Source organism: Colwellia sp. MB3u-55 (assembly GCF_014076785.1).
Classification (GTDB): domain Bacteria; phylum Pseudomonadota; class Gammaproteobacteria; order Enterobacterales; family Alteromonadaceae; genus Colwellia_A.
In genome coordinates this window covers 1-25216 of the sequence record NZ_JACGUS010000122.1, presented here as the reverse complement: position 1 = coordinate 25216, position 25216 = coordinate 1, and the positions used below count along the sequence as shown (strand labels likewise).

The 25216-nt window shown below is 38.2% G+C and carries 22 protein-coding genes; 17 read left to right on the top strand and 5 right to left on the bottom strand.

The window, feature by feature from the left end:
* Positions 1-246: 246 nt before the first annotated feature.
* The 12 genes from murJ to H4J66_RS16265 all read left to right on the top strand — a co-directional run bounded on the left by murJ (position 247) and on the right by H4J66_RS16265 (position 14933).
* A complete protein-coding gene (murJ, locus tag H4J66_RS16320) occupies positions 247-1836 on the top strand; it encodes a murein biosynthesis integral membrane protein MurJ (RefSeq protein ID WP_182176030.1) in 1590 nt (529 codons plus the stop codon).
* A gap of 122 nt (positions 1837-1958) precedes the next feature.
* Entirely contained in the window at positions 1959-2885 is a 927-nt protein-coding gene (gene ribF, locus H4J66_RS16315) for a bifunctional riboflavin kinase/FAD synthetase (protein ID WP_182176029.1), read from the top strand.
* A 115-nt stretch (positions 2886-3000) separates the two neighbouring features.
* Positions 3001-5838 (top strand): isoleucine--tRNA ligase, encoded by a 2838-nt coding sequence (gene ileS / locus H4J66_RS16310; RefSeq protein ID WP_182176028.1) that lies wholly within the window; start codon positions 3001-3003, stop codon positions 5836-5838.
* 225 nt (positions 5839-6063) lie between these two features.
* Positions 6064-6591, top strand: coding sequence for a signal peptidase II (gene lspA, locus H4J66_RS16305; RefSeq protein ID WP_182176027.1), 528 nt, complete (start codon positions 6064-6066; stop codon positions 6589-6591).
* Position 6592: 1 nt separating this feature from the next.
* On the top strand, positions 6593-7027 hold the full coding sequence (gene fkpB / locus H4J66_RS16300) for an FKBP-type peptidyl-prolyl cis-trans isomerase (protein WP_182176026.1): 435 nt from the start codon (positions 6593-6595) through the stop codon (positions 7025-7027).
* A gap of 41 nt (positions 7028-7068) precedes the next feature.
* Positions 7069-7998, top strand: coding sequence for a 4-hydroxy-3-methylbut-2-enyl diphosphate reductase (ispH, locus tag H4J66_RS16295; RefSeq protein ID WP_182176025.1), 930 nt, complete (start codon positions 7069-7071; stop codon positions 7996-7998).
* 396 nt (positions 7999-8394) lie between these two features.
* Positions 8395-9012 carry a type IV pilus modification protein PilV gene (gene pilV / locus H4J66_RS16290; protein ID WP_182176024.1) on the top strand — a complete coding sequence of 206 codons (618 nt, stop codon included), beginning with the start codon at positions 8395-8397 and terminating at the stop codon, positions 9010-9012.
* Between the two features lie 88 nt (positions 9013-9100).
* Complete coding sequence (locus tag H4J66_RS16285) at positions 9101-10090, top strand: PilW family protein (protein ID WP_182176023.1); 990 nt, start codon at positions 9101-9103, stop codon at positions 10088-10090.
* A complete protein-coding gene (locus tag H4J66_RS16280; RefSeq protein WP_182176022.1) occupies positions 10081-10602 on the top strand; it encodes a PilX N-terminal domain-containing pilus assembly protein in 522 nt (173 codons plus the stop codon). Before H4J66_RS16285 ends, H4J66_RS16280 begins: the two co-directional genes overlap by 10 nt.
* A gap of 2 nt (positions 10603-10604) precedes the next feature.
* Positions 10605-14177 carry a pilus assembly protein gene (locus H4J66_RS16275; RefSeq protein WP_182176021.1) on the top strand — a complete coding sequence of 1191 codons (3573 nt, stop codon included), beginning with the start codon at positions 10605-10607 and terminating at the stop codon, positions 14175-14177.
* Complete coding sequence (locus tag H4J66_RS16270; RefSeq protein ID WP_182176020.1) at positions 14177-14593, top strand: type IV pilin protein; 417 nt, start codon at positions 14177-14179, stop codon at positions 14591-14593. The genes H4J66_RS16275 and H4J66_RS16270 overlap by 1 nt, the downstream gene beginning before the upstream one ends.
* Positions 14594-14597: 4 nt before the next feature.
* Positions 14598-14933, top strand: coding sequence for a TapY2 family type IVa secretion system protein (locus H4J66_RS16265; RefSeq protein ID WP_182176019.1), 336 nt, complete (start codon positions 14598-14600; stop codon positions 14931-14933).
* Between the two features lie 9 nt (positions 14934-14942).
* On the opposite strand, the gene H4J66_RS16260 is transcribed toward H4J66_RS16265, so the two are convergent.
* The 3 genes from H4J66_RS16260 to nadE form a co-directional block, all read right to left on the bottom strand.
* Positions 14943-15524: a GspH/FimT family pseudopilin gene (locus H4J66_RS16260; RefSeq protein ID WP_182176018.1), complete on the bottom strand. Its 582-nt coding sequence runs from the start codon at positions 15522-15524 to the stop codon at positions 14943-14945.
* A 214-nt stretch (positions 15525-15738) separates the two neighbouring features.
* Complete coding sequence (locus tag H4J66_RS16255; RefSeq protein WP_182176017.1) at positions 15739-16314, bottom strand: GspH/FimT family pseudopilin; 576 nt, start codon at positions 16312-16314, stop codon at positions 15739-15741.
* 84 nt (positions 16315-16398) lie between these two features.
* The gene (gene nadE / locus H4J66_RS16250; protein ID WP_182176016.1) at positions 16399-17250 is read right to left on the bottom strand and encodes an ammonia-dependent NAD(+) synthetase; all 852 of its coding nucleotides are present in this window, start codon (positions 17248-17250) and stop codon (positions 16399-16401) included.
* A gap of 204 nt (positions 17251-17454) precedes the next feature.
* Between nadE and glnB the strand changes: the two genes are divergently transcribed.
* Positions 17455-17793 carry a nitrogen regulatory protein P-II gene (gene glnB / locus H4J66_RS16245; protein WP_070374471.1) on the top strand — a complete coding sequence of 113 codons (339 nt, stop codon included), beginning with the start codon at positions 17455-17457 and terminating at the stop codon, positions 17791-17793.
* Between the two features lie 135 nt (positions 17794-17928).
* Here glnB and H4J66_RS16240 read toward each other — a convergent pair whose 3' ends face one another.
* The gene (locus H4J66_RS16240; protein WP_070374470.1) at positions 17929-18693 is read right to left on the bottom strand and encodes an outer membrane protein assembly factor BamD; all 765 of its coding nucleotides are present in this window, start codon (positions 18691-18693) and stop codon (positions 17929-17931) included.
* Positions 18694-18880: 187 nt separating this feature from the next.
* Between H4J66_RS16240 and rluD the strand changes: the two genes are divergently transcribed.
* From rluD to clpB, 3 genes are all read left to right on the top strand, one after another.
* Positions 18881-19858 (top strand): 23S rRNA pseudouridine(1911/1915/1917) synthase RluD, encoded by a 978-nt coding sequence (rluD, locus tag H4J66_RS16235; RefSeq protein WP_070374469.1) that lies wholly within the window; start codon positions 18881-18883, stop codon positions 19856-19858.
* Positions 19818-20636: a peptidoglycan editing factor PgeF gene (gene pgeF / locus H4J66_RS16230; protein WP_182176015.1), complete on the top strand. Its 819-nt coding sequence runs from the start codon at positions 19818-19820 to the stop codon at positions 20634-20636. Before rluD ends, pgeF begins: the two co-directional genes overlap by 41 nt.
* 127 nt (positions 20637-20763) lie before the next feature.
* Entirely contained in the window at positions 20764-23337 is a 2574-nt protein-coding gene (gene clpB / locus H4J66_RS16225; RefSeq protein ID WP_182176014.1) for an ATP-dependent chaperone ClpB, read from the top strand.
* Between the two features lie 11 nt (positions 23338-23348).
* Here clpB and H4J66_RS16220 read toward each other — a convergent pair whose 3' ends face one another.
* Positions 23349-23795, bottom strand: coding sequence for a DUF4124 domain-containing protein (locus tag H4J66_RS16220; protein WP_182176013.1), 447 nt, complete (start codon positions 23793-23795; stop codon positions 23349-23351).
* Between the two features lie 180 nt (positions 23796-23975).
* Here H4J66_RS16220 and pssA point away from each other — a divergent pair, with 180 nt between their 5' ends.
* Positions 23976-24773 carry a CDP-diacylglycerol--serine O-phosphatidyltransferase gene (gene pssA / locus H4J66_RS16215; protein WP_182176012.1) on the top strand — a complete coding sequence of 266 codons (798 nt, stop codon included), beginning with the start codon at positions 23976-23978 and terminating at the stop codon, positions 24771-24773.
* Positions 24774-25216 lie beyond the last annotated feature (443 nt).

Sequence of the window (25216 nt, the reverse complement as noted above, 5' to 3'; positions counted from 1 at the left end):
TTAGCTCGATTGTCAAACCTTTTACCGGTTTAATTTACTTAATAACGATGAATTTACTATTATATAATAATTATCATTATTGGTTACTAAATAATGGCGCTATTTTACCTGTTATTTACAGGATTTAAAATAGATTAAAAACTTCTTTGCATTTACTTGTTTATCACAGGTAAAAAGCTGCATAATATTAATGAAAAATTACATCTTGGAATATGATGATTTATATCGATTTATTGGAGCTATGCATTGAGTAAAAAGTTAATAAAATCAGGTCTTATAGTGAGTTTTATGACCTTGATTTCTCGTGTGCTCGGCTTAGTTAGAGACGTTGTTATTGCGAACATTATTGGTGCAGGTTTAGCGTCTGATGTTTTTTTCTTTGCCAATAAAATTCCCAATTTTCTACGTCGATTATTTGCCGAAGGTGCTTTTGCACAAGCTTTTGTACCTGTATTGAGTGAATATCATACCAAAGATGAGGCCGATGGGCTGAGTTTGAAAGAAGGTGAAACACGTAAATTAATCGCTCAAGTTTCAGGCACCTTAGGTGTAATTGTTACCATAGTAACGCTTATTGGCATGATAGCCTCGCCGTTATTTGTGATTTTATTTGGTTTTGGTTGGTTTGTAGATTGGCTTAACGATGGTCCCAAAGCCCAACAGTTTGAGTTAGCCGCATCACTACTAAAAATTACCTTCCCCTATTTATGGTTTGTTAGCTTTACCGCACTTGCCGGCGCGATTTTAAATACTTTTGGTCGATTTGCTGTTTCTTCTTTCACCCCTGTTTTACTTAATGTTTGCATTATTGGCTGTGCAATCTACTTGTCACCCTTATTCGACAATCCTGCTTTTGCATTAGCTTGGGGCGTATTTTTAGGGGGCTTAGCTCAGTTCTTATTTCAAATACCTTTTTTAATTAAAGCCGGTGCCTTTGTTAAACCAAAATGGGCTTGGCACGCGAAAGGTGTAAAAAAAATCCGCAAACTTATTGTTCCTGCTTTGTTTGGCGTTTCTGTTACGCAAATTAATTTACTGCTTGATACCCTAATAGCCAGTATCTTAGTCACTGGCTCGATTAGTTGGCTTTATTACGCCGATCGTTTATTAGAATTTCCCTTAGGGTTATTTGGTATTGGTATAGCTACCGTTATTTTGCCCAGTTTAGCTAAATTGCATACTAAGCAAGACAAAGAAGAGTTTAGTGAGACGATTACTTGGGGCTTAAAAATTGTTTCTTTATTTGGCTGGCCCGCACTTGCAGGGTTAATGGTATTAGCTCAGCCGATTATTATGATTTTATTTATGCGTGGTGAGTTTTCTCAAGAAACTGTTTTACAAGTCTCTTATGCCTTATTTGCTTACCTGTCGGGTTTAATCAGCTTTATGTTTATTAAAATATTAGCACCGGCTTATTACGCACGCCAAGATACTAAAACCCCCGTTAAAATAGGTATTAAAGCGATGGCGGCTAATATGATTTTCAATCTGATGTTGGCACCTTTTTTTGGTTATGTAGGTTTGGCCATTGCGACAGCTATGTCGGCAACACTCAATGCGTTAATGCTTTACCATGGTTTAAAAAGTAATAATATTTTTGCATTGTCTAAAACAACGTGGTGGTTTTTTGTGCGGCTTATCTTTTCTGCAGGGATTATGGCAGTGGTTGTTTTTACGTTATCACCCCCGTTTACAGTTTGGTTAGCGATGGAAACCACCTTGCAAATTCAACAATTACTTATTTGCATTACTTTAGGTATGCTCAGTTATTTTATTTCTATTGCTGCACTGGGAATTCGAGTGAAAGATTTCAAAGTTAAAGTAACTGAAAAATAAATTGATGAAATTAGCTTCAGGTGCTGATTCTTAAGCCTGAGTGATATATAATTTATAGGTTTTTATTCATTAATGGCGACACTAGTATACTAATGTCAGTCAAATTTAGGTTTTTTAATTAAATGCAGTTAATACGCGGTATCCACAATATTCAAGCTGAAGATCATGGCTGTGTGTTAACCATAGGCAATTTTGACGGTGTTCATTTAGGACATGCTCGCGTTATAAAAGCTTTAATTGCAAAAGCTAAAGTATTGAATTGTACACCAGCAGTGATGATTTTTGAGCCTCAGCCGCAAGAGTTGTTTTCTCCTGAGACGGCTCCTGCAAGATTGACACGTTTAAGAGATAAATATTTTCTGTTGAAAAATTTGGGTGTAGAACGTTTAATTTGTGTTAATTTTCATCGAGAATTTGCCCATAAAAGCGCGTCAGAGTTTATCGAACTTTTATTAGTTCAACAGCTAGGCATTAAACATTTAATTATTGGCGACGATTTCTGCTTTGGAAAAAACCGTTTAGGCAATTTTAGTCTGTTGAAACAAGCCGGTGAAAAATTTGATTTTGCTGTTTCTGATACCGCAAGTTTCAAACTTGAAAATTGTCGGATTAGCAGTACTCAAATACGTAATGCTTTAGAGAATAATCAATTAGCTGACGCAGAAAGAATGCTAGGTCGTGCTTATTCTATTATCGGACGGGTTTTTCATGGTGATAAGCGTGGCCGAAAACTAGGGTTTCCTACCGCAAATGTTTTATTAAAAAGACGAGTTTCACCTATCTCCGGTGTTTTTGTGGTAAAAGTAAATACTGTTAAAGAATGCTTTTATGGTGTGGCTAATATTGGTTCAAGACCAACAGTGTCTGGTATTAGGCAGCAGCTAGAAGTACATATTTTTAACTTCAATGAAGACATCTATGGTCAAACCATCGAAGTGGTTATGCTAAATAAATTAAGAAATGAAATAAAGTTTTCATCACTAGATGAATTAACTAAGCAAATATCACAAGATAGTGAGCAGGCAAAAGCCTTTGTTCAAGATCTATAAGTAAACAGATACGTGAGTTAATAGTAAAATTGATATCAAGCCAATGTCGATTTTACTATTAACTTATTAGAGGCTAACCACCAGTTAGCGAATATAACAACGGATAATGATTTAAATGAGTGATTATAAACAAACCCTAAACTTGCCAGCTACTTCTTTCGCGATGAAAGGTAACATGGCAAACCGTGAACCAAATATGCTGAAAGAGTGGGCTGAAAAAGATCTGTACGGCCAAATTCGAGCGGCTAAAAAAGGTAAGAAATCATTTATTTTGCATGACGGTCCTCCGTATGCAAATGGTGATATTCACTTAGGTCATTCTGTTAATAAAATTCTTAAAGATATTATTGTTAAATCAAAAACGTTATCTGACTTTAATGCACCGTTCGTGCCTGGTTGGGATTGCCATGGTTTACCGATTGAATTAATGGTTGAGAAAAAAATTGGTAAACCAGGTCATAAAGTATCTGCCAGTGTCTTTCGAGAAAAATGTCGTGAATATGCAGCCAAGCAAGTTATTGGTCAGCGTGAAGACTTTAAACGCTTAGGGATTTTTGCTGATTGGGGAAAACCTTACCTTACTATGGATTTTGGTACTGAAGCCAATATCATACGTGCTTTAGGTAAAATAGCTGAGAATGGTCATTTACATCAAGGGTTTAAACCTGTGCATTGGTGTACAGATTGTGGTTCTTCTTTGGCTGAAGCTGAAGTTGAATACAAAGATAAACAATCGCCAGCGATTGACGTAAAATTCACTGTAGTTGACCAAAGTGTTGCTGATAAGTTTGATCACCCTGAAAATCATCAAGGTGAAGGTGAAGTATCGGTTGTTATTTGGACCACTACACCTTGGACACTTCCGGCTAACCGAGCAGTTTCTGTTAATGCCGACGTTGAATACACTTTAGTACAATGTGAAACCGAGCAGGGCAAAGTACGTTATATTTTAGCGTCGGACCTAGTGACCGCATGTATGGACCGTTTTGGAATTGATAAATATCATGCATTAGGGTTTTGTAAAGGTAGCGATTTAGATTTAGTGCAACTTAAACACCCATTTTATGATTTTACTGTACCAATGATCTTAGGCGAGCATGTAACGACTGACTCTGGTACGGGTTGTGTACATACAGCACCTGGTCATGGTGTTGAAGATTTCGTGGTGGGCAAAATATATAACCTTGAAGTAGCTAACCCTGTTGGCGCTAATGGTGTTTATTTAGAAGATACACCATTGTTTGCTGGCCAACATGTTTTTAAAGCCAATGCCAATGTCGTTGAAACATTGAAAGAACATGGCACTTTAGTACACCACCATGCAATAGAGCATTCTTACCCGCATTGCTGGCGCCACAAAACACCCTTAATTTTTCGTGCTACACCACAATGGTTTATTAGCATGGATAAAAAAGGTTTACGCCAAGATTCATTAAACGAAATTGAAAAAACGCAATGGATCCCTGATTGGGGTCAACGCCGTATCGAATTGATGGTTGAAGGTCGCCCTGACTGGTGTATTTCACGTCAACGTACTTGGGGCGTGCCAATGGCATTATTTATTCATCAAGACTCGGGTGCTTTACATCCACGCAGCATTGAACTGATTGAAACGGTTGCTAAGCGTGTTGAAGAAAAAGGCATTCAAGCATGGTTTGATTTAGACGCTGCTGAGCTTATTGGTGATGACGCTAAAGAATATATTAAAGTACCAGACACCTTAGATGTATGGTTTGACTCTGGAACGACTCATTACTCCGTTGTTAATGCACGTGAAGAATTTGATGGCGTTGCAGATTTATACCTTGAAGGTTCAGATCAACATCGTGGTTGGTTTATGTCGTCAATGATTTCATCGGTAGCGATGAATGGTAAAGCGCCTTATAAGCAAGTACTAACACATGGCTTTACCGTTGATACTAACGGTCACAAAATGTCTAAGTCATTAGGCAATGTTATTACACCAAAAGAAATCACCAGTAAGTTAGGTGCAGACATTTTGCGTTTATGGGTAGCTTCAGTTAACTATACGCAAGAAATTACTGTCTCTGATGAAATCTTTAAGCGTCAAGCCGATGCGTACCGTCGTATTCGTAATACCTCGCGTTTTTTATTATCAAACCTTAATGGTTTTGATCCTAAAACTGATTCAGTCGCTTTTGACGATATGGTTGCACTTGACCGTTGGGCTGTTGATAAAGCTGCACAACTGCAAAAAGAAATTGTTAGCGCTTATGATGACTACGAATTTAATGTTGTTGTTCATAAGCTGATGAACTTTTGTACCACAGAATTAGGTGGCTTCTATTTAGATATTATTAAAGACCGTCAATATACAGCGAAAGAAGACAGTAAGGCTCGTCGCTCTTGTCAAACCGCTATGTATTTAATCGCTGAAGCGATGACTCGTTGGATGGCTCCTATTTTATCTTTTACTGCACAAGAAATTTGGCAAGCGCTACCAACACCGTCAGGCGAAACGCGTGATGAATTCGTTTTTACCGGTGTTTGGTTTAATGGTTTGCCTAAGGCAGAAACAAGTAATACCTTAAACAATGATTACTGGAATGAAATTTTACTTGTTCGCACCGAAGTAAATAAAGCATTAGAAAATGCCCGTAAAGAAAAACAAGTGGGTAAAGCGCTTGAAGCAGCAGTTGTTTTATACACCAATGCAGAGCTTGCTGAAAAATTACAACAATTAGGCGAAGAACTTCGCTTTGTTTTGATCACCTCTAAAGCTACGGTTGAAGTGGTTGACAGTGCACCAACGGGCGCTTTAGCAACTGAGATTGAAGGCTTATGGTTAACGGTTGCACCAGCAACAGGCACCAAATGTGAGCGTTGTTGGCATGTAACTGAAGACATTGGGGAAGATGAAAAACATCCAGAACTTTGTGGACGTTGTATTACCAACATAGAGGGTGAGGGCGAGGAACGCCAATTCGCCTAAATATTTGTGTATTCTTTGCTATTTCATCCAAGAATTGCAGAAAAAGTACTCATCTAGTTAACTAGGCTGTGTACTTTAGCTTTATTCTTGAATGAACTAGCTTTGAATAAGCCAATAGTTCATCAATTAGTTTTGTTGAAAAGGCTTAGGTCAGACATTCAAAAAACATGCTAACTATCTTATTAGTTAAATAACAACAACTATTAGCACAGTAGAAATATGAAAATGAATAAACTTTTTACAGAAACGGGTTTTAAATGGTTATGGTTAACCGTGTTATTTTTGATTATTGATCAAGTAACCAAGCAACTGGTTGTTAACTCATTTGATTTATATGAGTCGATGAACATTTTACCTTTCTTTGATTTGAGATATGTACAAAACCCAGGGGCAGCCTTTAGCTTTCTTGCTGACCAAGACGGTTGGCAACGTTGGTTCTTTACCATTATTGCTGCTATTGCCAGTGTGGTTTTTTTAGTGTGGTTGGCTAAAACGCCAAAGAATAATGCACTATTAAGTATCGCTTTAGCGTTTATGCTCAGTGGTGCTGTGGGCAACTTAATTGACCGGGCATTATTTGGCTATGTTATCGACTTTTTAGACTTTTATATTGCCGATAATCATTGGCCAGCCTTTAATGTCGCAGACTCTGCTATTTTTATTGGCGCGGCATTGATGATTTTTGATTCCTTTAAAAATGGTGATTCAGCCAAAAAAACTGAAATTACTAAGACAAAAGTAGACGAGAAATAAAATGACAATGTTAATTACTGATAAATCTAAAGTTATCGCTCATATCACTATGAAATTATCTGATGGCTCAGCGGCAGACAGTACCAAAGTAAACAAAAAGCCTGCTAAAATTATTATGGGTGATGCCAGTATTTCTCCTGCCTTTGAAGCGCAATTGTTAGGCCTTGCCGCTGGAGATTCTAAAGAATTTACCCTCGAAGCAAAAGATGCCTTTGGCGAACCTAATCCAGATAATTTCCATTACGTTGATGCAGATAAATTTGGTAGTGACGTACCAGCAGAAGTGGGCAGTATCATTACTTTCACACAACCTGGCAATATAGAGTTACCTGGTATGGTCAAAGAAGTGATCGGTACATCGGTCACTATTGACTTTAATCATCCGCTAGCGGGACAAGCAGTAACATTTGTTATTGACGTTGTTGAAGTTTTATAATCGTTAACTCTTAGGACTTTTGAGTCTCTCAGGAACAAATTATGGAAATTATTTTAGCTAACCCTCGTGGTTTTTGTGCTGGCGTAGATCGAGCGATTAGTATCGTAGACCGAGCGCTAGACTTATTTGGTGCGCCTATTTATGTACGCCACGAAGTAGTACATAACAAGTTTGTTGTTGATGGCTTAAAAGACCGTGGCGCGATATTTGTTGATGAACTTTTTGAAGTTCCTGACGATAATACCGTTATTTTTAGTGCTCATGGCGTCTCTAAAGCAGTACGTAAACAAGCTAAAGACCGAGGTCTAAAAGTATTTGACGCTACTTGTCCGTTAGTAACTAAAGTACATATGGAAGTGTCACGTACCAGTCGTAAAAATATTGAATGCATTCTTATTGGTCACGCGGGACACCCTGAAGTTGAGGGTACGATGGGACAATATGAGAGTAAGCAAGGGGGGATATATTTAGTTGAGTCTGTTGCTGATGTAGCAACACTTGAAGTAAAAGACCCTACTCAATTGTATTATTGTAGCCAAACGACTTTATCCATTGATGATACATCAGAAGTTATTGACGCGTTGAGAAATAAGTTCGCTTTAATTAAAGGCCCCCGCAAGGACGACATTTGTTATGCAACACAAAATCGTCAAGATGCGGTACGTACTATTTCTGCACAAGTTGATTTACTGTTAGTTGTTGGCGCCAAAAATAGCTCTAACTCTAATCGCTTACGTGAACTCTCTGAGAAGTTGGGCACACCTTCCTACCTGATTGATACTTTTGCCGATATTCAACCACAATGGCTTGAAAATGTTAATAAAATTGGTGTTACTGCCGGAGCTTCTGCACCCGCAATACTTATCCAACAAGTTATTGACGCACTAAAAGACTTTGGTGGTCAAGAGGTTATCGAATATCCTGGTCGCAAAGAGAACACAGTATTTGCGGTACCTATAGAATTGCGCTAATCTTAAAATATCAGGTTAAGTGGTTGAATGTAATTTTATCCGTTATATGAGTGCTTAAATTTAAAGCATTTTAATAACAACATTCATGACTTAACCTTATTATTCTGAATAGTCACTATGTAAATAGACTATTCAATAATAGATTTTTAAGGTATGAGTTAATGCGGTTCACGTTAGTGACTTTTAACACATATAAGTTATCCGTCGAATTCTTAGCGCTCTGCTTAGTTTCGTTTTTCTTGGCCTTTAAAATTCTATTTGGGTCTGTTTTGTGTTTGTCACTTAAAAGTATACTCATCAATGCTGTTTCTTTTATTTATCTCCCATTCACTCTATATTTTAAAGCATTATTTTTCTGGGTAGTCAGCAATTTTTGTCAGTGTATTAAGGAGTCTCATGGGTAACAGCACACTTAGGACGAGTTATCCTAAAAGAAAACCACCCCAAGTACAAAAGGGCATGACACTAATAGAGGTTTTAGTCGCTTTAGTTATTTTAGTGACGGGGATTTTTGGTGCAGTTGCCATGCAGGCGTCAGCTAAGAAAGGCAGTTTTGATGCGATGCAACGCTCTGTAGCCTCAGCGTTAGCTCAAGATATTATCGAACGAATGCGCAGTAATGATTCTGATATTCTTACTTTAGAGAGTTATCAAGGTGTTTATGGCGCAGCATTAAATACTCCGCCTGATGCTGACGTTAGGTGTAATTCAGTTGCTTCCTTGTGTACAAGTGCACAAATGACCACCAATGATTTGTATGAATGGGAAGTCAAACTTATGGGCGCTGATGTTACTGCTGGTGGTAAAAATACCGGTGGCTTAGTTGGTGCTGTCGGTTGTATTGATCATAATAAAAATGCAGTTACTGTTGTGATCAGCTGGCAGGGCAGAGTCGCAACGGCTGATGGTTATGACGCCGATAACAATAGTTCTGCAGCTGCAACACTGGCCAACGCGTGTGGTACAAGTACCCGTAAACGTCGACAAGTTACGGTTGAAGCTTTTATATATTAAGGCACGCAAAGCAATCACTGTTAACGTTCATCGTGATGTTAATGCTTAGAATTATAGACAATATTGATTTTTTTAGTAAGAGATAATAATGGTTAAGGCTCAACGAGGTTTTAGTTTAATCGAAATATTTATATCGCTTGCGGTAGGTTTAATGTTGCTGCTAGGTATATTAAGTGTTTTTGTTGGTATGAAAACGACCACTGTTGAGACCACCAGTTATGGAGAGTTACAAGAAAATGGCAGGTATGCGATTAGCTTACTCAGTGATGACTTATTACGACAAAGCTTTTGGGGCGACTTATCAGGAAACCTCGATGTAAGTGGCTTGGTAAGTTCACCTTTACCATCAACAGTTTCTGGTGATTGTATTGGTGAAGGCGTAAATAATGCCAGTTTTCCTGCAGCTATTGGCCATTTTAGAACCTTATGGGGGAAAACAGTCAACAATGTCAACTTAATGGGCTGTATTACCAATGCTAAAATTGATTCCGATGTATTGCAATTAAAAAGGGCTGTTTCATCAACGACAGCGCTAGCCGATATTTCTAGTGACAATTACTATATCATTTCAAACCCTAATACGGCTGCGATATTTGCGGGTGGCGCTGCCATACCAACATTAAATTTGGGCAAGATCTGGGAATATCAGCAGCACATTTACTATGTGCGTGAAGATAATCAAGGCACCAATAAAGTGCCGGTTCTAGTGCAAGGTCGATTACAAAATAAAGCTTCGGTGATGAATCTTGATATGGTCGTTGAAGGCATTGAATACATCCGCTTTATGTATGGCGTAGATACGACCAACAACGGTATCGTCAATGCTTTTATTTCTGCAGATAACATGACAACAGCTTACTGGGATAATGAAAGTAATGTACGGATACTTGCGGTTAAGATTTTTGTCTTAGCGCGAAATATCTTGCCTGACAGAGATTATGAAAACCTTAACACTTATCAGCTTGGTGATCTTCCTATCAACTTTATTGATGGTGAAGGTAAAGGGGATAATTATCGACGTTTATTATTTAGTTCTACCATCACACTTTACAATGCGAGGGTCGACTCATGGCCATAAAAGTTATAAGAAACCGTTGTTTAATTTATTCTGGTAATTTAAAACTAGGTCACAAACAAAGCGGTGTTGTGCTAATCGTTTCACTAGTTTTTTTGATTGCTTTAACCGCTGTTGCTGCCGCATTAATGCAAAATACCACTATTGATATGAAAATGTCAGGAGCAAGTGAAGAAAAGGTGGTTGCTACCCAAGAAGCGGTTAGTGCTATTGATGAAGTTATTTATAAAGAAGTCACGCAAATAAGTGGAACCAATGCTTTTGCTTCTGAAATCGCCAAATTTCCACTCTCACCCGTAGTGAGTAGTGCAAGTAATACCAGTGCAGAAATTACGCTGGCTAATCCGTATAAGATTGCAGCCGATTGCCCCCACTCTCGAGCAGCTTCTTCCGTACAGGTATTTAAGTGTAATGTACTTAAAGTGCAGGTCACTCGACTGTATGGTCGCACCAACAAAAGCACCATAGAAGTTAATTCTGGTGTATCGCAACAACTACTTAATGTGGGGAATTGATCATGAAAAAATTATTATGTAGCGCATTGATATTTACATCTCTTGCTTCTTATAGTGAAGATATTGAACTCTATATTGGTGATGCAGCTCAGCGTACCGGTAATAAACCACAAGTACTGATTATTTTTGATAATTCTGGCAGCATGAATAGTTTAGAGTCAGTCGATGAACCCTATGATCCTAATAGAGTTTACCCCGCGGTTGGAAGCGATAACTCCTTATCAAGTAAATTTATTTATTTTACTCGAAGTGGCATTGATGGCTCTTCTTCCCTTGTTCCAGATAGTCCTAGTGAAAGCCGTCGTTTTCTTGATGCTATTAATAGCTGTGCAACTGCCCGTGAACGTTTAGCATCTGTTGGCTTTTATACCGGACACATTCGTGAATATGCCTTTCAAGGAAACTCAGGTAGCTGGCAAGAAATCCCCGATAACAATGGTGCTAATATTGATGTCATTGACTGCGAAGATGATGTTAATTTAGTGCCTGCAAACCCTGAGGATAATGCAGGTATAAAAACAAATAACGGTTCTGTCGTTGATTTACCCGATGGCTTTCCCATCGATGGAGAGGGTTCGAAACAAAGTCCTGTTTATTATACGGCAAACGCCAATAACTCAAATGTTGTCTGGTCAGGCGAAGTTGTAACCCTTTACACTGACAACTATTTGCGTTGGGCAAACAGTGAAACGCTTGAGCAGGTTAATCGTACCCGTTTGGAAATAGCACAAGATACCGTTACTGATTTAATTGAATCGGCACCTTCTGTTGATTTTGGTTTACAAGTTTTTAATTATAATCATTCTGGCGAATTTGTTCGCGATGGTGGCAGAGTCGTTTTTGGTATTCAAGAAATGACCGCAGCAGCTCGCGCTGAATTAGTAAATATTATTGATTTAGAGATTGATGGTGAAACGAATACCCCGCTTTGTGAATCTCTTTATGAAGCGTCACGTTATTTTAGTGGCCTGTCGGTGGATTTTGGCAATAACGACTCTAATTCTGGCAGTAGCTACAAAGGTAATACACCGCCAAGAGATACCTCAATTGAAGATGCGGGTGTTTATCAATCACCCTTTAATTCATGTACTAATGAAGTTTATGTGATTATGATTACAGATGGGGAACCGACTAGGGATCTTGCCGCTAACACTTATATTCAAAACTTACCTGATATTGGCCTACCGTTTAACGTTAATGGTACTAATAACTATTTAGCGGCACTTGCTGGTTGGATGCACACCCATGATTTACATAGCACCTTACCTGATGTGCAATCATCAACACTCTTTACGATAGGGTTTGGCCAAGATGCTATTGATGATGCGGGAGCGTTATTACGTGAAGCTGCAAAATTGGGGGGTGGTCAATATTACCCGGCTAAAGATCCCAGTGCTTTACTGGCTTCACTTCAATCGGCATTAACCAATATTTTGGAAGTGAATACTAGCTTTACAGCTCCTTCGGTTGCCTCAAATAATTTTGATAGAACTGAAACGTTAGATTCAGTTTATTATGCGATGTTCGTTCCTGATCATGGTGCAAGGTGGCAAGGAAATTTAAAAAAACTAAAAGTGACCGATGGCCAGCAAGTTGATAGAACGGGTGCTGGTGCTATTGATGATAATGGCAATATTTCAAAAAATGCCAAAACCTTTTGGAGTACAGATACCAATGCAGATGGTAACGATGTTAAAAAAGGTGGTGTAGCTGAAATGTTACGTACTAAATCTACACGCGTTATTGTCAGTGATATTGGTGTTAATGGTGCCTTAATGCCACTTACACGAACGAATGCCGAAACATCCTACGGTGACGAAGCCACGTTAGCAAGTGAATTGGTTACTGAAATTGATGACATTGGTGACATGCTCAATTGGGCCAAGGGAATTGATGTTGATGATGAAGACAACGATAATTCAACTACAGATATCCGCAGTGATGTTTTTGGTGACCCATTGCACTCTAAACCATTAGTTATTAATTATGGTGGTGCAAGTAATGATCAAGATATTCGTATAATAGTTGGCACCAATGCCGGCGTTTTACATATGTTTGACGATAATGGAGCAACAGTTGATGAAAATTGGGCTTTTATGCCTAAAGAATTTTTTTCAAAAATAAAAGCTTTACGTGAAAATTTTACGTCATCAGGTAAATCATACGGCATAGACAGCCCAGCCGTTTCATACTTACTGGACGTCAATGGTGATGGGTCTATTGATAGTGCAAGTGGAGATAAAGCATGGATATTTTTTGGTTTACGCCGTGGTGGCTCTTCATATTATGCTATGGATGTTAGTGACCCCGATACTCCTAAGTTATTGTGGCACCTAGATGCAAACTCACCAGGATTTAGCCATTTAGGACAATCATGGTCGCAACCTAAAATAGGGTTTTCAGCGCTTAATATAGAAAATGGTACACCAAAACCTGTACTCTTTTTTGCTGGCGGGTATGACACAACTAAAGATAACTTAACTGTTGGGGCAGATGATACCTTAGGCCGAGCTGTTTATATGGTTGATGCAGAAACAGGTGTACTAAAATGGAGTTTAAGCCCTGATGCAACGAGTGCGACTAATACTCAATTTACTGAGATAACTGATAGCGTGCCTTCTAGCCTCGCTATCTTAGACAGTGATTCTGATGGCTTAACCGATCGTCTTTATTTTGGTGATACCGGTGGAAATTTTTGGCGTGTTGATATGCCAGGCGATGCTCCCTTTAGTGGAACATCGCCATGGACTGCTTTTAAATTAGCTGAGTTGGGTGGAACAACTCATGCGACAGATCGACGCTTTTTTAGCGAACCTTCAATTGCTAGAACGTATATTGCAGATACGATAGAAACTACATCAGTTGATACTAATGGTACTAGTTCAACCGTGGTAACAAAACAGGAAAGGCCCTACGAAGCGATACTTATTGGTAGTGGCGACCGATCAACACCTGCGGCCAATGATACTGACGATAAATTTTTCATGCTTAAAGATGCCAATATTGTAACTACATCATTTGTTACTTCACCTACGCACCCACAATTGGCAATACCCACTGCTATTTTAGCGACAGATCTTTATGACTATACAAACAACCCGTTTGGGCAGGCATTGACTGCCGAAAATTTACAGACACTTGAAATAAACGTCGGTAATAAAAAAGGTTGGTTTATGGATTTCGTTGGTGATGGTGAGAAAAACACGGCCTCAGCCATCGTTATTAATGGCGTTGCTTACTTCACTTCATTTACGCCTGCCGCGGTCTCTACTGATCCTAACAGTTGTGAATTAAGTGATGGTTCGGGTATTTTATATGCTGTGGACCTAGCGCTTGGCACGACTGTCTATGACTGGAGAACATGGGAAATAGCGGCCGGTATTCCTGATACTCCTTCAATTATTATTACTAAAGACCCAAAAGCGCCTCAAGAACCTTGCGAAGGCGATTGTCCGCCTGATGAAGAGGAAGCAGAAGTCATTGCCACGATAAAACTATTAGCTGGGAAAATTATTCCGTTAGGCGTTAGCCTAGAAACGTCAAGAATTTACCTTTATGTAACGGAGTCAAATTAATGATAGTGAGTAAAAATAAGGGACGAGCTAAAGGTTTCACTTTGCTTGAGCTAATGATATCGGTTGCTGTAGTGGGTATTCTAGCTTCGATTGCTTATCCGTCATATATTGATAATATTTCAAGGGCAAATCGTAGCGAGGGCCAACGTGAATTATTGCGCTTAGCAAGTTTGCAAGAACAGTATTTTATTGACCATCGAGCATATACCACAGATATGAAAAAATTAGGTGCGCCTGCAGATCCTTATATTACCGACTCGGGCTTTTATAGCATTGATGCTGCAGTAGTTGGGGTAACATATACCCTTAAAGCTACTGCGAGAGGTACGCAAGCGACTAATGATTCTTCTTGTTTAACTTTATCGGTAACCGATAGTGGCCAGAAAACAGCTACATCCACCAATTGCTGGGAGTAATATAATGAAATTGTTATTTAAGCATTGCTTAGCACTTAACTTACTTTTTGTAAGTCTATTTTTTATAAGTATTGATAGCGTGGCAAAGACGACAGACAAATCGACAAAAATTAAGGTTAAATGTCATGTTGAACTAATGGGCGGGACAGACATTATTCATTTTGGCATTATTGACTCCAATAAACTGTCAAAATATGCTGATTGGTTAGTCAGCAAAAAAATAGCAACTGGCTTTTCAAAGCAAAAGCAGAAAGTTCATCAAGTAAAGGAATGTGTTAAATCAAATGATGATTTTTCCAATGCACTTTCAAAAAAATTAGATGAAAACACTGCTCGTTAAATAGGAGACTTAGCTGCAAGTAATCTCATTGCCTGAGCGGTCTTCATCAATGCCGTCGCTATCTGTGTCTGAGGTAACGTAGGAACGTCCAGAGGTAGTTACTGTAATACCTCTTGACTTGGCCGGGTAGTCTTTTGGACAATATTTAAATGGGCTAGCACTAACGCCACCCATGATGTTGCCTGTAGGTCTGTATATAATGCTATCTTGGCCGTACTGAAGTTTGTCATTAGTTTTTATCTTAGCTTTTACTGCAACTATTCTTTCGTCACTGGCGGGCTCATAAGTTTTATCGCCATCTATATCAATAAAAACACTGACTTCGTTTTGCCAATTAGTATCACAACGATTACTTGCATTAAGTGGGCACAAGGTAACCGATTGTTCTGCATTTATGGCGGTATTTCTTGCTGTTAATAGTAGTCTTTGTAAATGAGAAATTTCATTGTCAACGCGTGTTTCAACTAAAAAACTATTGAATTTTGGTAGCGCTATCGCCATTAACGTTGCTCCAATAGCGATAGTTATCATCAATTCAACGAGTGTAAAGCCCTGTCGCCTTTTGTTTGATTGCAAATAATCATACTTCATAATATAAGCCTTAATTTCTTGTTATACCCATGAGAGCACTGAGTTAGTCTCATGGGGATTACATCATATTCAAAACTGTGTGAGAATATTTCAAGATAATTAAGTTATATCACTTAAGTCACTCTTTCGCTAGGTTGCTGTTATCGATATCAGGGCTTGTTATTGTTGGAATGATAATAAGCTATATACCTTTTAAAGCGCTTGTTGTCATAGATTAGTGACAGCGAATGAGTCGACCGCTACGATTTTCATCGGTTCCATCCATATTTTGGTCGCTCGATAAATAAAACCGTCCAGCGCCTGAAATGATAATTCCTCTTGATCTATTACTGTGTGATTTTGGGCAATAGCGGAAAGTACCATTACCTCCCCACACTGCAAGCCGTCCACTGGGTGCGTAAATTAATGCTGTTCTACCTTGAGCATACTGTAATTTATCGCCTGATTTTATAGCTAATTTTATTTTTATAATCACTTCAGCACTTGAGGCATCAAGCGCTTTGTTTTTGTTATCATCATAAAATACAGTCAGTGTTTTATGCCATTCGTTTGAGCACTGATTAGAAGGGGTAAGTGGGCAAACAGTAACAAAACGTTCCTGATTAACCGCATGATTTCTTGTTAATAATAATAGTCGATGTAAGGCTGTGATCTCATTATCAACACGTATTCTTATCCTTAAATCTGCAAACGTAGGAACAGCTATAGCGGTAAGAACAATTAATATAGCTAGCGCGATTAAGGTTTCAATAAGAGTGAAACCCATTATTTTAAACGATAAGTATGACATAACATTAAGCCGTCCGTTGGCTAGAGTAGATGTATTACTAGGTATAGCTGTTAACGTTAAATTTACAAGTTTAACGCTTAAAAGTTAATCGTAGATTGTTGGAATAGGTAATCGCTTATGTTGGGTTTTTTGATAAATATTAATGATAAGTGCTTGCACCTCTGCTGCTACTGGTTTGCCTTCCAAGAAATCATCTAACTGTTCATAACTCATACCTAGTGCATCTTCGTCAGTTTTTCCCGGATCCAATTCTTCAAGATCCGCGGTTGGAGCTTTATTAATTAATAAGTCTGGCGCACCTAAATTTTCTGCTAATAAGCGTACTTGGCGCTTAGACAAACCAAATAAAGGCGCTAAATCACAGGCACCATCACCCCATTTAGTGAAAAATCCGGTGATGTTTTCTGCTGAATGATCTGTCCCTAAAACAAGTGCGCCAATAATACCTGCAATGTGATATTGCGTTACCATTCGGCTTCTAGCTTTGGCATTACCTTTTGAAAAATCGATTCGTGCATCGTCTGCCGATAAGATATTTGCTTGGTTAAGCGCGTTAAGCGTTTCGATGTGAATGCCATTAACTGCATTCAAAATATTGGTTACTAAACTATGTGTTGGTTGAATAAAGTCCAAAGCGAGCTGGGCATCGTCTTCATCTGCTTGCACACCATAAGGTAAACGAACCGCAATAAATTGATAGGGCGATATCGAATTATTGTTAGCTATTCTTTCTTCATAATTGAGCTCATCAATAGCAAGTTGTGCAAGACGTCCACAGGTAGAAGAGTCGACACCACCACTAATGCCTAGCACTAAATTTTTTAGTCCGGCAGTCTTAAGTGTTTTTTTGATAAATTCAATACGGCGCTTTATCTCAAACACGGCATCTATTTGAGGTAATACTCTCATTTCATTTATGATCAATTGCGTTTCCATTCAACTTCCTTTGATAGTTATTCGATAAGTTAAATTATCTTAGTGTAACGTATACCTGTGATACTTCAATATATAGGTAACCGGTATTAACTAGTTTGTTCGCTATCTGAAATTTAAATCGCTTACAACAAATATAGCGCTTGGGTTTATTTGATATAATTGTGTACAATTCAAAGTATATTTCGCGGTTAATGGATAAAAACAATGAAAAAAATAGAAGCAATTATCAAACCATTCAAAATGGATGATGTGCGTGAAGCATTAAGTGAAATTGGCATCACAGGTATGACTGTTTCAGAAGTTAAAGGTTTTGGCCGACAAAAAGGGCACACTGAGCTCTATCGTGGTGCAGAATATATGGTCGATTTCTTACCGAAAGTAAAATTAGAAATTGTTGTCACCACAGAACAAGTTGAGCGTTGTGTTAATGCTATTATAGAAACAGCGCAAACCGGTAAAATTGGTGATGGAAAAATATTTATCACTGATGTTGAGCGGGTGATCAGAATCCGTACGGGTGAAGAAGATGAAGCCGCTATTTAATTTTATCAGTTAATCTCATCATAAAAAAAGCCCATTGAGTATTATATCTCAATGGGCTTTTTAATCATTTAAACGTTACCATTGATAAAGAAAATTTTTATAGCTTCTATTTCAATGCTAACAAACAGTTAAAATTTAACGAGTTAAAAACTTATTATTTGGATAATTTGCTGCTAAGACTTGCTTCGCATTAATTTTTAAATCCATTAAATCTAACTTGTCGTAACACTCAATCATAATCTCTAAGGCTTGTTCCACTTCCTGGCTAGGCGAGAAGTATTCAACAATGTACTTACCACGATTTGCTGCTGATGCCCAAGCATCACGTTTCATATAAAAACGAGCGACGGTCAATTCATACTTAGCTAAACGTGACTTTATACCAATCATACGTTTGCGTGCATCAGCGGCATATTTACTTTGCGGTAGCTCAGTCAAAATCGTTTTAAAGTCTTTGAATGCTTCGCGAGCAGCCGTTGGATCTCTGTCGGAACGATCAATGCCTGCTAACTCTTGAAAAAGATTCTCTTCAGTTGAAATATTGATTAACGCTCGCATGTAATAAACATAATCAAGATTGACATGATCAGGATTTAAACGCAGGAATCGATCCGCCAAAGCAATACCTTGAGCTGAATTACCACTCTTATAATAGGCGTAAATTAAGTCTAATTGCACTTGATGAGAGATAGGACCAAATGGAAAGCGTGAGTCAATTGCTGATAAAATCTGGATAGCTCGTTGATATAAACCACTATCAAGCGCAGTTCTAGCATCGGTGAACAATGCTTGTGCTGACTTGTCTGGTACTTTTTCAATGTCGGTTTTGTTTGATGATGAACACGCCGCTAGCCCTAATGAAAGCACTAGTATTATCATTTTTATTGTCAAATTTTGCATAGACTTTGTTATCACTACTTTGTTTTAGTTAAAGGTATTAGTTAAATAAATATACGCCCTTTGCAAATTACTTAATGTAATTAATAGAGCAAAGAGGTAAAATAAACACTGGCATTCTAACCTAGCATACTTGCCTTGCACAGCGCTAATTCATAGTAAATTTATAGAGAGTTAAATAGAAATTTTAATGGCTGAAATAATTCAACATACAGATACGGTTCCTGAAACTTGTTTAGGTAAACGATTCGACCAAACATTAGCTGAGATGTTCCCTGAATATTCTCGTTCTCGCATAAAAGAATGGATCTTAGCAGGTCACGTTACTTTAAACGGCGCTATTTTGATAATACCACGCGAGAAAATGTTTGGTGGGGAAGTGATCAAAATATCAACTGAAGTTGAAGGCGACGTGCGATTTGAACCACAAAATATTCCTTTAAATATTGTTTATGAAGATGACGATATTATAGTTATTAATAAACCTGCTGGTTTTGTAGTTCACCCAGGTGCAGGTAATCCTGATGGCACGGTACTTAATGCTTTACTGTATCATTGCCCACAGCTTGATGTTGTCCCTCGTGCCGGCATCGTCCACAGACTAGATAAAGATACAACGGGTTTGATGGTTATTGCTAAAACAATTGCAGCGCAAACAAACTTAGTCGATGCTATACAAGAACGTGAAATAACGCGTGAGTATGAAGCGATTGCTAATGGTCTAATGACAGCTGGTGGTATGGTTGATGAACCTATAGGTCGCCATTCAACTAAAAGAACACACATGGCTGTTAGTCCTTTTGGACGTCCATCGGTAACGCATTATCGTGTAATGGAAAAATTCCGTTTGCACACACGTTTAAGATTACGTCTTGAAACGGGTCGTACACATCAAATTCGTGTTCATATGGCGCATATTACCCATCCATTGATTGGAGATCCTAATTACGGTGGTCGTCCTCGTCCTCCTAAAAATGCGACAGAAGATTTGCGGGATTTATTGCGTAGTTTTAAGCGCCAAGCATTACATGCGGCAATGTTGTCATTATTTCACCCTATAACGGGTGAAGAAATGACTTGGCATGCACCTATTCCAGATGACATGGTTAATTTAACAAATGTTTTGCGTGAAGATTCGAAAATCAACGCAACAGACGACTATTTATAACAGTCTCTACAATATAGAATGGCCAGTACTAAATGTACTGGCTTTTACTACGACAAGACTCCATCCTCAAAAAAAATCGTTATCTTTTAATCACAGCTATTCTTCAGTATACGGCCAATTTAACTTGGGCGAACATGTTGGTGATGACTTGGTTAATGTCAACAAAAATAGAGCTTCGTTACTCGCATACTTACCGCTTAATACAAAAATTCAATGGCTTGAACAAGTTCATGGTAATAAAGTTGTGACCATAGAATCTTATTCAAAAACGCCTTTAGTGGCTGATGCTATAATCACTCCGCAGAAGAATATTGCTTTAGCCGTGATGACCGCTGATTGTCTACCGATATTATTAACTGCGATAGACGGCAGTGAAGTTGCTGCGATTCATGGTGGTTGGAAACCCTTAGCTAAAAATATTATTACCAATACCGTCAATAATATGAAAACAGACAATAAAAATATCATTGCTTGGTTGGGGCCTTGTATTGGTGAATATGCTTTTGAAGTAGGGCAAGAAGTAAAGTGTGCCTTTGAAAGTCAGTCAGAAAAATTTGTATCGGCTTTCACAGCTATAAATGAACCATTAGCGCTAGAAAAACATAAAGCTAAATACCTAGTTAATTTAGCAATGATAGCAAGAATCCAACTAAATACGCTTGGTATTAATAAGGTTCATCATTTAAACCATTGTACCTATTCTAATGAACAGCAGTATTACTCTTATCGACGAGATACCATTACCGGACGAATGGTTTCCATCATTTGTCGACAATAAGTTTAAAAAACAAACTAAATCTTATTTCAAATCAAAAGCTTTTCACTTTGTTCCTTGAAAAATTTCAATTATATCCTTATCTATAAGGTATAAAAGAATATTTTTCTTTGTTAGGCAGGAGAGCCTCATGCGTTTAGACAGATTAACCCAAGCATTTCAAGTCGCTATTTCAGATGCACAGTCAATAGCATTAGGTCGGGATCATCAATTTATAGAACCCGTGCATATCATGTTAGCGCTATTAAACCAAAACGCGAGTAGCATTATACCCCTATTGAAAAGTGCAGGAATTAATGTTCTTTCACTGCGAACACAAGTAGAAACAGTTATAGAACAACTTGCGCAAGTGTCTGGATCGGGTGGCGACGTACAACTTTCTTCTGCTATGGGGAACTTACTTAACCTTTGCGATAAGTTCGCACAAAAAATGGGTGATAAGTATATATCTTCTGATGTTTTTATCCTTGCCGCTATTGAAGACAAAGGTAAGCTAGGTCAAATATTAAAGTCGCTCGGGGCAAGTGAACAACGTGTTCAAGATGCAATATTACATGTGCGTGGCGGTCAAAAAGTTGATGAGCCTAATGCTGAAGATATTCGACAAGCCCTTGATAAATATACGGTGAACCTAACAGAGCTTGCTGAGCAGGGCAAACTAGATCCCGTTATTGGGCGAGATGATGAAATACGTCGCACGATACAAGTTTTACAACGTCGTACGAAAAATAATCCGGTATTAATTGGTCAGCCAGGTGTTGGTAAAACAGCCATCGCCGAAGGGTTAGCACAACGTATCATTAATTACGAAGTTCCTGAAGGGTTAAAAGGTAAGCGGGTATTGTCATTGGATATGGGGGCTTTGGTTGCTGGCGCAAAATATCGTGGTGAATTTGAAGAACGTTTAAAGGCGGTATTGAGTGAGCTAGCCAAAGAAGAAGGGCAAGTCATTTTATTTATTGATGAACTTCATACTATGGTCGGTGCAGGTAAGTCAGATGGTGCGATGGACGCAGGAAATATGTTAAAACCAGCACTTGCCCGTGGTGATTTACATTGTGTCGGCGCGACAACATTGGACGAATATCGTAAATATATTGAAAAAGATGCAGCTTTAGAGCGTCGTTTTCAAAAAATATTAATCGAAGAACCTAGTGTTGAAGATACGATTGCCATATTGCGCGGCTTAAAGGAGCGTTACGAACTTCATCACAGTGTTGATATTACCGATCCAGCCATAGTCGCCGCTGCTACTTTGTCACATCGTTATATCAGTGATAGACAATTACCCGACAAAGCGATTGATCTTATCGATGAAGCGGCTTCTAGTATTCGTATGCAAATAGATTCTAAGCCTGAAGACTTAGACCGATTAGAGCGGCGCATTATTCAACTGAAATTAGAACAACGGGCATTAGAGAAAGATTCAGATGAGGCTTCTAAAAAACGTTTAGGACTTATCTCATTGGATCTAAGCGTTTGTCAGACTAATTTTGATGAGTTAGATGAAATTTGGAAAACCGAAAAGGCTGCTTTACATGGTACACAGGCTATTAAAACAGATCTAGAACAAGCTCGACTTGACTTAGAGGCTGCCAGACGATTGGGCGACCTTAACCAAATGTCAGAACTACAATATGGCAAAATACCGGAATTAGAAAAACAACTCGACTTAGCAAGCCAAGCCGAAATGCAAGAAATGACGTTATTAAAAAATAAAGTCACTGAAGTTGAAATTGCTGACGTATTAAGTCGAGCAACGGGTATTCCTGTTTCTAAGATGCTTGAAGAAGAATGCGATAAGTTACTGCAAATGGAGGATAACTTACATCAGCGTGTTATAGGACAAAACGAAGCGGTTATCAGTGTTTCGAATGCTATCCGACGTTCAAGAGCTGGGCTTGCCGATCCAAGCCAGCCGATAGGATCGTTTTTATTTTTAGGTCCTACTGGTGTGGGTAAAACCGAACTTACGAAAGCATTAGCCCATTATCTTTTTGACAGTGAAGATGCACTTATTCGTGTCGATATGTCTGAATTTATGGAAAAACATTCAGTTTCTCGATTAGTGGGGGCTCCTCCCGGATATGTAGGGTATGAAGAAGGGGGCTTTTTAACGGAAGCTGTTCGACGCAAACCTTATTCTGTTATTCTTCTTGACGAAATTGAAAAAGCGCACAGTGATGTTTTTAATATATTATTACAAGTGCTCGATGATGGACGTTTAACGGATGGCCAAGGGCGAACCGTTGATTTTAAAAACACTGTTATCATTATGACTTCTAATATTGGCTCTGATCACATTCAAAAATTTGCTGATGATGGTCAGTATGAAGAAATGAAATCTAAGGTAATGTCAGAAGTGAGTTTACATTTTAAGCCTGAGTTTATTAATCGCATTGATGAAACAGTTGTTTTTCATCCATTAATATCACAACAGATAGAAAAAATAGCAGCAATACAAATTGATGGTCTAAGAGATCGTTTAGCAGACCAAGATATTAAGCTATCAATTAGCCAAGAAGCACTTGCGCTGATTTCTTTGGCTGGATTTGATCCTCTATTTGGAGCAAGACCTTTGAAAAGGGTAATTAGACAAAAAATTGAAAACCCATTAGCTCAGAAAATATTGTCAGGAGCTTTTAAAAACAAGGCAGAAATAAGTATTGAAGTCAGTGACGGAGAATTAGTTTTTACTCACTAGCAAATTTTTTATTATGGCATGTCACTTAAAGACGCACAGTAAACTTCTGTGCGTTTTTGGTTTATCGCTAATTGCTGTTGTTTCTCTGTTTTTGTTAATATCTGTTTACTGCCTTTTTCATCCGTATATTGGACCTTATCAAAAGCCATTAACATGGCAATATTTTCTTGTGCCTCTAGACATTTTTCAGGTCTGTTTATAGTCGCCGTGAGGTTATCTTGATTTTGTTGAGAGATCACATCGTCATCTGAAACTAGCGGGTTTGTAATAATGTCTGCGCGACTAGTTACACTTGACTGATTAGACACTAGAAATTGGGTGTACTCACCACCAACAGGTTGATGTTGACTAAAATGAACAACATTGTTTTCATCTACCCAGCGATAGACCATTAGTTCACTCGCCGAACAAAAGCCAAAATAAAATATCAGCCCAAATAACAGAATACGAAAACTCATTGATCACCTATTAACAACATAAAGAAAAGCCCTAATACTTTATATAACAATACAATTGGGACTTTACAAATTATAACGAGGAATTATTATGCTATTACTCTCTAATATACCCATAATAGTTTTTTATGTTAGTTTTGAGTAACTATACCTATATATTTTTAAACAAGCGTTGTAACAATAATGAATGATAAAAAAACAAATACCAGTAGTCCTTCGAAAGGTATTTACCTATTACCGAACCTATTAACAACCGCAGGACTTTTTTCTGGTTTTTTTGCCATAGTTTCCTCAATGAATGGTCATTTTATTAGTGCAGCTGTAGCAATATTCATTGCCATGATATTTGATGGTTTAGATGGGCGCGTTGCTCGGATGACAAATACACAAAGTGAATTTGGTGCCGAATATGACAGTATGGCTGATATGGTCTCTTTTGGTATAGCCCCCGGACTTGTCGCTTATAATTGGGCGTTATCGAGTTACGGAAAATTTGGTTGGTTAGCCGCTTTTGTCTTTGTTGCCTGTGCAGCACTTCGTTTAGCACGTTTTAATACGCAGGTTGGTATTGCTGATGCACGCTTTTTCCAAGGTTTAGCAAGCCCCGCGGCTGCGGCAGTTATTGCCAGTTTGGTCTGGGTTGGTGCAGAATATCAAATAAATGGCCAAGACTATGGCATTGTTGTTGGCATTATTACTATGCTTGCAGGATTATTGATGGTCAGTAACTTTCGTTACAACAGTTTTAAAGAAGTCGATTGGAAGGGGAAGGTTAATTTTTTTGTGGTTTTGCTGATTGTACTCGCCTTCGTCATTATCGCTTCTAGCCCAGAGAATGTTTTACTTATCGTATTTGGCTTTTATGCTTGCTCGGGGCCGTTTACGACTATCCGCTCTGTTAATAAGTTAAAATTAGAAGATGTCGTCGGTGATGACAAAGATGAAGACTTTAATACGGTTGATAATTCGAAAGATAAATAACAGCAGTAATTAACTGTCTGTAGCACCAGCTTTATGAGAAAAAGGCATTAGTTGTTTGATTAAACCACAATAAAAATACAGTTTGTACGTTAATCGAGCGAATAAATGTTTATTTCAAAGTTATTACAAAAAAGGGTTGACGCCCAGCGAGAAATGTCTAGAATGCGCTCCAGTTCCAAGGGGTAACCCAAACGAACGTTTTGATAAGTTATCTACATCACTTTAGGGTAAAGTAGTTAACTTAATGTTTTATAGGTAAGGTTTGAATCTTCGAAAAGAAACTTCAAATTAAATTAAATAAAACGTTGACATCAAAATTGAGAAGCGTATCATGCGCATCTCGCTTCAGGCAAGGCCTGCAGCAACGGAGCAACGCTCCAAAGGTATAAACGAATGGGTTTTATATCTAACTCTTTACTTTAGGTAAACGAGTTTTTCTTTAA